This is a genomic window from Cyanobium gracile UHCC 0139, from assembly GCF_034931325.1.
Taxonomy (GTDB): Bacteria; Cyanobacteriota; Cyanobacteriia; order PCC-6307; family Cyanobiaceae; genus Cyanobium; species Cyanobium gracile_B.
On record NZ_JAYGHX010000003.1, the window covers coordinates 134628 to 146094 of the forward strand.

The 11467-nt window shown below is 67.7% G+C and carries 12 protein-coding genes; 8 read left to right on the top strand and 4 right to left on the bottom strand.

Going from position 1 to position 11467, the window contains the following annotated elements; translation table 11 throughout:
* Positions 1 to 157: 157 nt before the first annotated feature.
* The 4 genes from purD to VB738_RS06820 are packed head-to-tail and all read left to right on the top strand — an operon-like array spanning position 158 to position 5199.
* Positions 158 to 1516 (top strand): phosphoribosylamine--glycine ligase, encoded by a 1359-nt coding sequence (gene purD, locus VB738_RS06805; RefSeq protein ID WP_323305027.1) that lies wholly within the window; start codon positions 158 to 160, stop codon positions 1514 to 1516.
* Positions 1513 to 3567, top strand: coding sequence for an ATP-binding protein (locus VB738_RS06810; RefSeq protein ID WP_323305028.1), 2055 nt, complete (start codon positions 1513 to 1515; stop codon positions 3565 to 3567). Before purD ends, VB738_RS06810 begins: the two co-directional genes overlap by 4 nt.
* Positions 3568 to 3602: 35 nt before the next feature.
* Entirely contained in the window at positions 3603 to 4394 is a 792-nt protein-coding gene (locus VB738_RS06815) for a hypothetical protein (protein ID WP_323305029.1), read from the top strand.
* Between the two features lie 52 nt (positions 4395 to 4446).
* Positions 4447 to 5199, top strand: coding sequence for a hypothetical protein (locus VB738_RS06820; protein ID WP_323305030.1), 753 nt, complete (start codon positions 4447 to 4449; stop codon positions 5197 to 5199).
* Positions 5200 to 5223: 24 nt separating this feature from the next.
* Here VB738_RS06820 and kaiC read toward each other — a convergent pair whose 3' ends face one another.
* From kaiC to VB738_RS06835, 3 genes are all read right to left on the bottom strand, one after another.
* Positions 5224 to 6768 carry a circadian clock protein KaiC gene (gene kaiC, locus VB738_RS06825; RefSeq protein WP_323305031.1) on the bottom strand — a complete coding sequence of 515 codons (1545 nt, stop codon included), beginning with the start codon at positions 6766 to 6768 and terminating at the stop codon, positions 5224 to 5226.
* Positions 6769 to 6860: 92 nt separating this feature from the next.
* Positions 6861 to 7220 (bottom strand): circadian clock protein KaiB, encoded by a 360-nt coding sequence (gene kaiB, locus VB738_RS06830; RefSeq protein WP_323305032.1) that lies wholly within the window; start codon positions 7218 to 7220, stop codon positions 6861 to 6863.
* Positions 7221 to 7229: 9 nt separating this feature from the next.
* Positions 7230 to 8078, bottom strand: coding sequence for a circadian clock protein KaiA (locus tag VB738_RS06835; RefSeq protein ID WP_323305033.1), 849 nt, complete (start codon positions 8076 to 8078; stop codon positions 7230 to 7232).
* A 149-nt stretch (positions 8079 to 8227) separates the two neighbouring features.
* On the opposite strand from VB738_RS06835, the gene rplU reads away from it, so the two are divergent.
* Positions 8228 to 8641 (top strand): 50S ribosomal protein L21, encoded by a 414-nt coding sequence (gene rplU, locus VB738_RS06840; protein ID WP_323305034.1) that lies wholly within the window; start codon positions 8228 to 8230, stop codon positions 8639 to 8641.
* Between the two features lie 53 nt (positions 8642 to 8694).
* The gene (gene rpmA, locus VB738_RS06845) at positions 8695 to 8961 is read left to right on the top strand and encodes a 50S ribosomal protein L27 (RefSeq protein WP_106220342.1); all 267 of its coding nucleotides are present in this window, start codon (positions 8695 to 8697) and stop codon (positions 8959 to 8961) included.
* Here rpmA and VB738_RS06850 read toward each other — a convergent pair.
* The gene (locus VB738_RS06850) at positions 8958 to 9719 is read right to left on the bottom strand and encodes a queuosine precursor transporter (protein WP_323305035.1); all 762 of its coding nucleotides are present in this window, start codon (positions 9717 to 9719) and stop codon (positions 8958 to 8960) included. The genes rpmA and VB738_RS06850 overlap by 4 nt on opposite strands.
* A 12-nt stretch (positions 9720 to 9731) precedes the next feature.
* Here VB738_RS06850 and truB point away from each other — a divergent pair, with 12 nt between their 5' ends.
* Together truB and VB738_RS06860 are read left to right on the top strand one after the other, a co-directional pair.
* On the top strand, positions 9732 to 10655 hold the full coding sequence (gene truB / locus VB738_RS06855; protein WP_323305036.1) for a tRNA pseudouridine(55) synthase TruB: 924 nt from the start codon (positions 9732 to 9734) through the stop codon (positions 10653 to 10655).
* 18 nt (positions 10656 to 10673) lie between these two features.
* Entirely contained in the window at positions 10674 to 11450 is a 777-nt protein-coding gene (locus VB738_RS06860; RefSeq protein WP_323305037.1) for a YebC/PmpR family DNA-binding transcriptional regulator, read from the top strand.
* The last annotated feature ends 17 nt before the right edge of the window (positions 11451 to 11467 follow it).

Below are 11467 nucleotides of genomic sequence, written 5' to 3' on the forward strand. Positions count from 1 at the left end.
GCTGGGCGGGACGGCGGTCGAGGCGGCGGTCGGGGAGAATGGCAAAGGGGAGTGGCAGCAAGGCTGGTGAGGGCGACCGGTGCAGCACCCGCGCCGGCGCACAACCTAGGGGAGCTCTCCTCTCCGATCCACCCCCGTTCCGCTTCCCCTCCGCCCCATGGCCCCGTTGACCGCTTCCGACGCTTCCCCCCCGTCCCCGGTGCCGGCCCGGATCCTGGTGGTGGGCGGCGGTGGCCGCGAGAATGCCCTCGGCTGGGCCCTGGCGCGCTGTCCGGGAGTCGAGCAGGTGCTGGTGGCCCCCGGCAACGGCGGCACCACCGCCCTGGCGGGCTGCCGCCAGATGGCCATCGCCGAGACCGACCATGACGCCCTGGCGATGGCCTGCCGCGCGCACGCCATCGACCTGGTGGTGGTGGGCCCGGAAGCGCCCCTGGCCGCCGGCCTGGCGGACCGTCTGCGCTCCGAGGGGCTGGCGGTCTTCGGCCCCGGGGCCGATGGGGCCCTGCTGGAGGCCAGCAAGCGCTGGGCCAAGGACCTGATGCGGGAGGCGGGCGTGCCCACGGCGGGGTACTGGGCGGCGACGGATCGCCAGCAGGCCCTGGAGGCGCTCGCACGCCATGGCCGTCCCCTGGTGGTGAAGGCCGATGGCCTGGCGGCGGGCAAGGGGGTGACGGTGGCCGACAGTCTCGAGCAGTGCCGCGACGCCATCGAGGAGGTGTTCGCCGGCCGCTTCCAGTCCGCCGTCGCCGGTGAGCCGGCGGCCGCCCCCTCCCTGGTGCTGGAGGAGCGCCTGCATGGCCCGGAGGTGTCGGTGTTCGCCCTCACCGACGGCCGCTCCATGGTGCTGCTGCCCCCGGCCCAGGACCACAAGCGCATCGGCGAGGGGGACACGGGCCCCAACACCGGCGGCATGGGGGCCTATGCCCCCGCCCGGCTGCTGGATGCGGCCGGGCTGGAGCAGGTGCGTCAGCTGGTTCTGGAGCCGATCCTGGCGGCCCTGCGGGCTCGGGGCATCGACTACCGCGGTGTGATCTTCGCCGGCCTGATGCTCACCGACGCCGGCCTGCGGGTGATTGAGTTCAACTGCCGCTTCGGGGATCCGGAGTGCGAGACCCTGATGCCCCTGCTTGGCCCGGAGCTGGCCCGGGTGCTGCTGGCCTGCGCCGCCGGCCGCCTCGAGGAGGCGCCCCCCCTGTCGATCGAGCCCCGCTGCAGTGCCTGCGTGATCGCGGCCGCCGAGGGCTATCCCGGCGAGGTGCGTCGCGGTGATCCGATCCACGGTGACCTGGGGGACGCCCCTGACCTGCAACTGTTCCATGCCGGCAGCCGCCGCACCGAGGCGGGCTCCGTGGTCACGGCGGGCGGCCGGGTGCTGGCGGTGGTGGCCCAGGCCGACGACTTCGACACCGCCTTCGAGCGGGCCTACGACGGTCTGGGACGGGTGGGTTTCGAAGGCATGGTCTATCGCCGCGACATCGGCCACCAGGTGCGGACGCGACGTCCGGCCCTGCCATGACCCCCTCCTCCGCTTCCGGCCCTACCCCGGGCGGCACCGAGGCCGACGGCTCCTTCAGCGTCTGGCGGGCGCGCCTTCAGCGCTGGTGGGCCGAGTTCAGCCTCCAGACCAAGCTGCTGGCGGTCGCCACCCTCGTGGTGAGCCTGCTGATGACGGGCATCACCTTCCTGGCCCTCAACGGCATCCAGCGCGATGCCCGGATGAGTGACACCCGTTTCGCCCGGGATCTCGGCCTCTTGCTCTCGGCCAACGTCACACCCCTGGTGGCGGAGGGCAACGACCGTGAACTGGCCTCGGTGGCCGAGCGCTTCTGGCAGTCCAGTCGCAGTCTCCGCTACATCTTCTTCGCCGATTCCGACGGGGTGATCTATCTCGGCATCCCGATGGGCGGCAGTTCCGGCATGGGTGAGCGTGTGCTCAGTCGGCGCCTGGAGCTGCCGGCCGACATCCAGCGCCGTCCCGACAACCCCCTGATCCGCCAGCACCTCACCCCGGACGGCCAGGTCACCGACGTGTTCGTGCCGATGGTGAGCGACGGCCGCTACCTGGGGGTGGTGGCCCTGGGCATCAACCCCAACGAGACGCTCCTGGCCAGCGCCGCCCTCACCCGGGAGGTGACGGTGGCGGTGTTCATCTCCATCTGGGTGCTGGTGATCCTGGGCTCGGTGTTCAACGCCCTCACGATCACCCAGCCGGTGAAGGAGCTGCTGCGGGGGGTCCGCTCGATCGCCGGGGGCAACTTCGAGACCCGCATCGCCCTGCCGGTGGGGGGCGAGCTGGGGGAGCTGCTCAACGGGTTCAACACCATGGCCTCCCAGCTGGAGGTCTACAAGGCCGCCAACATTGAGGAGCTCACCGCCGCCCAGGTGAAGCAGCAGTCGCTGATCGCCACCATGGCCGACGGCGCCGTGCTGCTCGACGCCGAGGGGAGGATCGTGCTGGCCAACCCCACCGCCCGCCGCCTGTTCCGCTGGGAGGGCCGCAATCTGGAGGGCAGCGAGCTGGCCGGCGAGCTGCCGGACCGGCTGGCGATGGAGCTGCACGATCCCTTGGAAAGCCTGATCCTGAGCGAGCGGGACACCACCGAGGTGCGCTGCAGCTTCGGTGATCCTCCCCGCACCCTGCGCATCGTGCTCCAGTCGGTGCGGGATGCCAGCGGCGAGACCCTCAAGGGCATCGCCATGACGATCCAGGACCTCACCCGGGAGGTGGAGCTGAACGCCGCCCAGAGCCGCTTCATCAGCAACGTGTCCCACGAGCTGCGCACGCCGCTCTGCAACATCAAGAGCTACGTGGAGACGCTCCATGACATGGGCGACCTGCTCAGTGCGGAGGAGCAGAAGGAGTTTCTGAGCATCGCCAACGCCGAGACCGACCGCCTCTCCCGCCTGGTCACCGACGTGCTCGACCTGTCGCGGCTGGAGTCCGATCGGGTCTGGCAGCTGGAGCCCATGGATCTGGCCCCGGCGATCGAGCAGACCCTGCGCACCTACCGGCTGAACGCCGAGGAGAAGGGGGTGCTGCTGCTCTTCTCCGGGGACCCGCACTTGCCCCGGGTGCGAGGCAACTGGGATCTGCTGCTGCAGGTGTTCGACAACCTGGTGGGCAACGCCCTCAAGTTCACCCGCAGCGGTGGCCAGTTGCTGCTGCGCGCCTATCCCTGGCCCGACCACTGCCCGCTGGATCCCCGCGGTGGACCGGAGGACCATCCCTCCTGCACCCTCACCTCGCGCCTGCCGCGACTGAGGGTTGAGATCTCCGACACCGGCTGCGGTATTTCGGAGGCCGACCAGGCACGGATCTTCGAGCGGTTCTTTCGGGTCGAGAACGCCGTTCACACCGAGGCCGGCACCGGGCTGGGACTCTCGATCGTGCGTGGCATCCTCGAGAAGCACGGCAGCCAGGCGCGGATGGCCAGCGAGCCCGGCGTGGGCACCACCTTCTGGTTCGACCTGCCCCTGGAGGGGGCTGACGGCGATGAACTCCGGGTCCAGGCGGAGCGTTCCGCCTCGATGGCTGGCATCGAGGCGGAGCGAAGAATCCCGGCTTAGAATCGCGTCTGCCATTCCGGCGGCAATCACCGAGAATGCAAGTCTTCATCCATATCGGAACCCATAAGACAGGCACCACATCCCTGCAGGCTTGCCTGAGGACTTGGAGCCCTGAGCTCGCCGCCTCGGGCCTCCTTGTTCCCTCGGCCGGCACCCTCTCCGCCACCTCCGGTCATCACAATCTGGCCTTCCAGCTGGCGGGAGACAGCCGCTATGATCCGGCCCTGGGAGGCCTGAGTGAACTCGTCGCAGAATTGCGTCTTGCCAGCAACTTGCCGCACCCCCGTCGGGCTGTGATCAGCAGCGAGGATTTCTGCTGTCTTGTGGAAAAGCCGGACGGGCTTCATCGTCTGGAATCGACCCTCCGGCGGGAGGGGCATACGGTGACCTGGGTGATGTTCCTGCGCCGTGCCGACGATTACTCGGAATCGCTTTACACCACTCTCTGGGGGTGTGGGGTGCGTCCCCGCTTCGGCTACCCGGGCTTTGTTCTCTCGATCCTGGCCAAGGGAAAGTATGCGCAGACGCAGAGATTCGGCGGCTCAGTTCATTACTTCGACTTCGCCGCCTTCACCCGCCGCTGGCGCCAGCTGTCGGCCTCCCGGCTGCTGCTGCGTGACTACGATCAGGCCGTTGCCACGCAGGGCGTTCTGACCTGTTTCCTGAGCATTCTCGGTGCCCCTGAGGCCCTGATTGCCACCGCAAGCTGTGATCAGCCCCGCCTCAACAGCCGGATGGAGCACATCACACGCCGCTACCGACGGGTCCTGCGTCCGCTGCTGATGGCCCGCTTCCAGCGCCGTCATCGGCGTGTCATCAATGGCTGAACGATCATTGGCATGACAGGTATAGTCGGGCCCGCGGCACGATCCCCCGTCGATGCATCTGTTCCTCCATATTGGTGACCACAAGACGGGGACCACATCCATCCAGGCCTTCCTCAGGCGGCGGGCGGCAGAACTGGAGGCCGTGGGAATCTACGTCCCGACAGCGGGAACCTATTCCCCGGAGTCCGGTCACCACCAGCTTGCTTTCGAGCTGCTTGAAGACAAGCGCTGGAATCCCGCCCACGGCGGACTGTTGGAGCTCCTGGAGGAGCTGCGGCGTTGTCCGCTGCCCCGGGCGGTCATCAGCTGCGAAGACCTCAGCCTTTTGGTCGTGCGGCCCGATCGATTGAGACGGCTGGAGGCCAGCCTCCTTGCGGAGGGTCACACCGTGAGTTGGCTGATGTTCCTGCGTCGTGTGGACGACTATCTGGAGTCGTTGTATTGCGAGCTGATGCGATCGGGGATACGGGCCCGCCTGGGCTATCCCGGTTTCGCGTTCCCCTTCCTTCTGCGGGGAAGGCGTTATTCCAAGTTCTGCGATTACCGTGCCTTTGTTCGCAGGTGGCGAGGCCTTTCCGATTCCCCGCTGCACCTCCTCGACTATGACCGGGCCGTAGGAGCGGAAGGGTTGCTGCCCCGCTTCCTGCAGGCGATCGGAGCACCGGAGTCCCTGATCGAGGCCAACCACGCCGCACCGGTCCTGAACCAGCGCCGCGAACAGATCACGCGCCACTTCAGGAGCGTACTGGGGCCCCTGCTGATGGCCCGCTTCCACCGCTCCAACCAGCGGGCGCTGCATGGCTGAAGATGCTGGGCCTGACGCGGCTGTTCAACTCTCCCCATCCATGCTGCGCATGATCCTGCCCAGGTCGGCCCGTTCGTCGGTGGTGATGCGATGGGGGACGCCGCTGATGATGCGCTCGAAGTTGGCGAAGGAATCCTTGATTTCCGGCCCGTTGCCGGTGATCACAAATTCCCGGATGCCCTTGTCATGCCAGGACCCACGCATCTTGAACACGTTCAGGGCCCGGGCCATTTCGCCGCGGATCTCCACATACTGCAGCAGTAGAATGGTGTCGGTGATGGTGGAGATGTGGGAGTCGGTGATCGAATGGCTCCCCATGAATTCTTCGGACGTATTGGTGAAGAATCCAGCGATCTCTTCCTGCTTCGCATAGCCGGTCACCCCGATCACAAACTGCCGGAAGGCGTTGTGGCTGACCCCCCGAGCCAGGGCGGAGAGGGAATCGATCGCCATCCGGGACGGCTTGAACTGGCTGATCTCCGTCTTGATGATCTGGAGGTGATCCTCGAGGCCCGTGGATTCCGGATAGGCACAGATGATCTTGAGCAGGCCGTCCTGCTCCATCTGCTCGAAATCAATGCCCCAGCTGGTGGCGTTGCGCAGCAGCTGGGAGCGGGATTCCTCGTAGGCGAACAGGATCGCCCGTTCCTTGCTGCGGCACGCATCCTCCACGAACTTGCTGACCAGAAGGGTCTTGCCGGTGCCGGTGGCGCCGGTCGCCAGGATGATGGAGTCCTTGAAGAAGCCACCCCCGCACATCTCATCCAGCCGGGGCACGCCGGAGCTGAGGCGCACGTTGGAGGAGCGTTGGGTGAGGCGCATCGCCCCCAGCGGGAAGACGCTGATGCCGTGGCTGCCCATCGTGAAGGGAAATTCCCCCTTCATGTGGGTGGTGCCGCGGAGCTTGAGCACCTCCACCGTGCGGCGCCGCCGTTCCCCTTCCAGCACGTTGCGCAGGATCACCACGTTGTCGGAGACAAATTCCTCGACGCCGTAGCGGGCGATGGCCCCGTACTCATCGACCCGTTCGGTGGTCATCACCGTGGTGACGCCGATCTCCTTCAGCCTGGCGATCAGCCGGAAGATCTCGCGCCGCACCACGGAGATGGCGTCGTACTGCTGGAAGACGGCGGTGATGGAGTCGATGGCCACCCGCCGCGCCTTGTATTTTCGGATCGCGTAGTGGATCCGCTCAATCAGCCCGGAGAGGTCGAAGCTGCCCGATACCTCCTGACCATCGGGATCCGGGGAGGCATCGAGGACGAACAGCTTGTTCTGTTCGACCATTTCCTGCAGGTTCCAGCCGAAGCTGGAGGCGTTGCGCAGGATGTCGAGGGGGGATTCTTCGAAGGTGACGAAAATTCCGTGCTCGTTGAACTGCCGGATGCCGTTGCAGAGGAAATTCAAGGAAAACACCGTCTTGCCGGTTCCCGATGTTCCGCTGATCAGGGTCGATCGGCCGATCGGCAGCCCGCCATGGCAGATGTCATCGAAACCTTCGATCCCCGTGGGGAGTTTCTGCATCTGCATTCGATTGGCAGCGGCGTCGTGGTCGTTGGGATCCGGCATCGAAGAGATGGAAGGGCGAGGGTTCGGAGGGGAAACGGGGTTGACGCTGGCCTGGCCTGGCCCGGATGGCTTCGGCAGGCCTCGATCAGGGCTCAGGAGGTTTCTGGAGACGTGGGTACACCGCCGGCTTCCAGGTCATCGACGTCGAGCTTGAAGTCCTCGGTGAGCTCTTCGTAGAGGAGATCCAGGCCGATCAGCACCCGGTCCCGGTCGGAGAGATCGCCGATGATCCGCCGCACCGGCGGCGGCAGGATCTTCGCCAGGGTGGGGGTGGCCAGGATCTTGTCCTCCTCCGCAAGCTGGGGATTCTTGAGCACATCGATCACCTTCAGGGCGTAGACGCCGCGAAACTCGGACTCCAGGATGTCGCGCAACGTCTTCAGGGCCCGCATCGAATTGGGGGTGTTGCCCGCCACGTAGAGCTTGAGGATGTAGGTCTTTCGGAACGTCATGGCAGGGTCTCAGGCGGAGGGACTGGAGGATTCGGCCGCGACGGCGGACGCGATGGGGAGGTCCGGTGGGATGGAGCGTCGATACATTTCGCAGAGGTGAGCCATGACGTCAAGGAGGGCCAGCCGGTAGTCCTGGAGGAAGTCGTTCTTCTGTCCTTTGAGCATCAGCAGTTTTCGGAACTCCTCGATCAGATTCACGTGGATTTCGACCATTTTTGTGATTGGAAGATCGGCGAAGAAGGCGGTGTTCACGAAGCTTTCGATCGCCTGGTTGGCTGCGGCGGGGTTCTTGAAGTAGCTGATCAGCAGGTCCCGGTAGGTGCGTCGCAGGGAGTCGAGCAGCTCATTGCGTTCCTCGGCTTCCAGGTTGCGCAGGAAGCGGGAGGGATCCCGCTTGTAGTACACGCCCAGGTACCCGAGCCGCCCGTTGAGTCGGTTCGGCAGTTTCCAGCCGTCGGGCGTGGCGGCCTTGGCCTCGCTGCTGGCCGGAAGGGTGTTGCTGCGCAGGAATCGGGAGACGGCCGCGTCCAGGCTGTAGCTCAGCTGCTCCAGCTGGTCGGGGGGGAGACGGACCTCGGCGTCGTGAAATTTCACCTCGCCGTCCACTGGGCCGATCAGCACGGCCGGCAGCTCCAGGCCCTGGTCGTGGAGGCTGCCGAAGAAGGTCCCGTCGACGGCGCCCTCCTCCAGCAGGATCCCGTCGAAGTCCTCGCGGCGCTGTTCCAGCTGCTCGAGGGGGCCGGCGGTGGGATCCACCGGCACCAGCTGGTAGCGACCGCCCCTGAGCCACTGGCCGCAGGCCTCGGCCAGGGCCGGGGTCTGGATGAGGGAGAGGATGTTGAGAACCGGTTGGGGCATCGACCGCTGCGGCGGGGAGATCCCCTGGCCGAGCTGATTCTTGACGGAAGGGTGGCCCGGACGGGAGGATCTTAGTTCTGTCTTTCGATTCCGTGCGCCCAGGCTCAATGGCGGCTACCTGCCGCCAGCCTGGCCACGCCCCCAGAGCGATGACCCAAGCCCCCCAGAAGGAAGCCCCCGAGCAGGAGCCTCTGAGCACAACCACCACCGGTGCCCAGGGCGATGCCACCGGCGCCTACGCCATCGTCGAGGCCTCCGGCCAGCAGTTCTGGCTCCAGCCCGATCGCTACGTCGATCTCGACCGCCTCAACGCCGAGGTCGACACCACCGTGACCCTGGAGAACGTGCTCCTGGTGAAGGACGCCTCCGGCACGACCCTGGGCCAGCCCTACGTGGAAGGCGCCACGGTGGAGCTCAAGGTGATGGCCCATCGCCGCGGCCAGAAGATCATCGTGTACAAGATGCGTCCCAAGAAGAAGACCCGCCGCAAGAACGGCCACCGCCAGGAGCTCACCCGGGTGATGGTCCAGTCGATCAAGGTGGGCGGCAAGTCGATCGCCTGATCGGGCCCCAGCTTCTTTCCCAGTTCCCCCCGTTCTCCCGTCTCCCCGTCCCCATGGCCCACAAGAAAGGCACAGGTTCCACCCGCAATGGCCGCGACTCCAATTCCAAGCGCCTCGGCGTCAAGCGTTACGGCGGTGAGACCGTCAGCGCCGGCTCGATCCTGATCCGCCAGCGCGGCACCTCCGTGATCCCCGGCGTCAATGTGGGCCGCGGCTCCGACGACACCCTCTTCGCCCTGGTGGACGGCGTCGTCAGCTTCGAGTCCATCAAGCGTGGCCTGCGCAACCGCAAGCGCATCAACATCGCCGTCGGCGCCTAGACCCCGGGTGGGGGGGCGTCCGCCAGTTCGGCCCCGTCCCCCGGCACCTCCAGGTAGCCCCTGAGCCAACCCACCAGCCAATAGAAGGGCAGGGTGTCGGCCAGGGCCGCCACCAGCTTGAAGACGTAGCCGCTGGCGATGAACACCCCCAGCTGGGGAAGCACGGGCTCGTCCGGTCGGATCGGCAGCACATGGGCGGCGTAGTGGCTGATCAGCACCACCGCCGAGGTGTCCACGATCTGGCTGATCAGGGTGGAGCCGTTGTTGCGCAGCCACAGGGCTTTGCCGTTGCTGAGGCGCTTCCAGAAATGGAATAACCGCACGTCGGTGAACTGGGCGGCCATGTAGGCGGCCATCGAGGCCCCCACGGCGCCGAAGGCCAGCCGACGCACCTCGAAGAACACCGGCACCCCTTCGGCCTGGGGGTCGGCCGGCAGGCCCGCCATCCCACCGAATCCGTCCAGGCCCGGCAGGATGCCACCAAGCCAGAGCACCAGGACGATCCAGCCGTTGAGCATCAGACCCACCCACACCACCTGGGAGGCGCGACGTTCGCCCCAGATCTCGCTGATCAGGTCGGTGCAGAGAAAGGTGACGGGGTACGGCAGGGCCCCCACCGCCACGATGATCGGGAAGGAGCCAATGCTGCCCAGGTGGAGGAACCGGGTCAGCCCCAGGATGTTGAGCATGCCCATGGTCCCCAGGAAGATGCCGGCCAGCACCAGAAAGGTCACCTCGCGCCGGTCCTGCAGCGTCATCGGCGCCTGAGCATGGGAGAAGGTCCCTCCAGGCTGCCCCCTTCCCCCCCGTCGCGCCACGGCTGCGGTTTTCTGGTGCTCGACAAGCCCGCCGGCCTGACCTCCCATGACGGCGTCGCCAGGGTGCGGCGCGCCTACGGCCTGCGGCGGGTGGGCCATGGCGGCACCCTTGATCCGGCCGTCACCGGCGTGCTGCCGATCGCCCTCGGCCCGGCCACCCGCTTGCTGCCCTACCTGCCCGGCGACAAGACCTACCGCGGCACCGTCCAGCTGGGCGTGCGCACCGGCACCGACGACCTCGAGGGCGAGGTGCTGCAGCGCTCGGCCGTTCCGCCCCTCGACCCCGAGGCCCTGGAGCGGGCCCTGGCCCGGTTCCGGGGAGAGATCCTCCAGGTTCCCCCCCAGGTCTCGGCTGTGCATGTGGATGGCCAGCGGGCCTACGCCCGGGTGCGGGCGGGGGAGCAGCTGGCACTGGCGGCGCGGCCGGTGCGGATCCATGGCCTCGACCTGCTGGGCTGGGACGCCGAGCGCGGCCGCCTGGAGCTGGAGGTGCGCTGTTCCGCCGGCACCTATGTGCGCGCCCTGGCCAGGGATCTGGGGGAAGCCCTCGGCTGCGGCGGCGCCCTGGCCAGCCTGCGCCGCACCGCCGCCCTCGGTTTCGGTCTGCACCAGGCCATTTCCATGGAGCGCCTGGTCAGCGGCCCCCTCCCCCCCCTGCTGGATCCCCTTGATGTGCTGGTGGACCTGCCGCGCCAGCGCCTCGATCCCGCCCAGCTGTCCCCCTGGCGCTGCGGCCGCTCCCTGCCCCGTACGGTGGAACAGTCGCCCGAGGGAGCGGTCGCCGTGCTCACGCCGGATGGCAATCTGGCCGGCATCGCCCGTGCCGACGGCAAGGGCCTGCTCCTGCCCCGGCTGGTGTTCGACGCCGCCGGTTGAACCCCCTGCGACTTCGCGATGGCCGGCCACAGCAAATGGGCCCAGATCAAGCGCACCAAGGCGGTGGTCGACGCCCGGCGTGGGGCGCTGTTCACGCGCCTGGGGCGGGAGATCACCGTGGCGGCTCGCGGCGGTGCCGATCCGGCCGGCAACTTCCAGCTCCGCACCGCCATCGAGAAGGCCAAGGTGGCGGGGCTCCCCAACGCCAACATCGAGCGGGCCGTGGCCAAGGGAAGCGGCCAGGGAGGTGGCGGGGCCGACCTGTTCGAGGCGGTGCGCTACGAGGGCTACGGCCCGGGGGGCGTGGCCGTGCTGATCGAGGCCCTCACCGACAACCGCAACCGCACCGCCGCCGACCTGCGGCTGGCTTTCGGCAAGCATGGCGGCAACCTCGGTGAGACCGGCTGCGTCAGCTACCTGTTCGAGCAGCGTTCCGTGGTGCGGCTGGTCCTGCCCGGCGCCGACGAGGAGCGCCTGCTGGAGGACCTGCTGGCCCTCGAGGAGCGGGGTGGCCCGGCGGCGGCGGGCTACGAGATCGATGCCGAGGGTGTCGACGTGTTCGGTGCCTATGCCGACCTCGAAGCCCTCCAGGACGGGCTCCGGGACCTGCAGCTGCCGCTGGCCGGGTGGGAGCATCGCTGGATCGCCTCCCTGCCCTGCCGCCTCGAGGACGCCGCGGTGCTGGCCGCCTGCCTGCGCATGCTGGATGTGCTCGAGGATCTCGATGACGTGCGCAGCGTCACCAGCAATCTCGAGGCGGATGAGGCCCTGATGGACGCGGCCCTGCCCGGCTGAGGCGTCCGCCCCGGCCT

Bases quoted from the DNA above. Each gene is read 5' to 3' on its own strand.
- truB (WP_323305036.1), top strand. From the start codon at position 9,732: ATGGGAGAAGGTCCCTCCAGGCTGCCCCCTTCCCCCCCGTCGCGCCAC.
- VB738_RS06860 (WP_323305037.1), top strand. From the start codon at position 10,674: ATGGCCGGCCACAGCAAATGGGCCCAGATCAAGCGCACCAAGGCGGTG.
- kaiC (WP_323305031.1), bottom strand. From the start codon at position 6,768: ATGCCGGATCCCAACGACCACGACGCCGCTGCCAATCGAATGCAGATG.
- VB738_RS06820 (WP_323305030.1), top strand. From the start codon at position 4,447: ATGCATCTGTTCCTCCATATTGGTGACCACAAGACGGGGACCACATCC.
- VB738_RS06810 (WP_323305028.1), top strand. From the start codon at position 1,513: ATGACCCCCTCCTCCGCTTCCGGCCCTACCCCGGGCGGCACCGAGGCC.
- VB738_RS06815 (WP_323305029.1), top strand. From the start codon at position 3,603: ATGCAAGTCTTCATCCATATCGGAACCCATAAGACAGGCACCACATCC.
- VB738_RS06850 (WP_323305035.1), bottom strand. From the start codon at position 9,719: ATGACGCTGCAGGACCGGCGCGAGGTGACCTTTCTGGTGCTGGCCGGC.
- VB738_RS06835 (WP_323305033.1), bottom strand. From the start codon at position 8,078: ATGCCCCAACCGGTTCTCAACATCCTCTCCCTCATCCAGACCCCGGCC.
- purD (WP_323305027.1), top strand. From the start codon at position 158: ATGGCCCCGTTGACCGCTTCCGACGCTTCCCCCCCGTCCCCGGTGCCG.
- kaiB (WP_323305032.1), bottom strand. From the start codon at position 7,220: ATGACGTTCCGAAAGACCTACATCCTCAAGCTCTACGTGGCGGGCAAC.
- rplU (WP_323305034.1), top strand. From the start codon at position 8,228: ATGACCCAAGCCCCCCAGAAGGAAGCCCCCGAGCAGGAGCCTCTGAGC.
- rpmA (WP_106220342.1), top strand. From the start codon at position 8,695: ATGGCCCACAAGAAAGGCACAGGTTCCACCCGCAATGGCCGCGACTCC.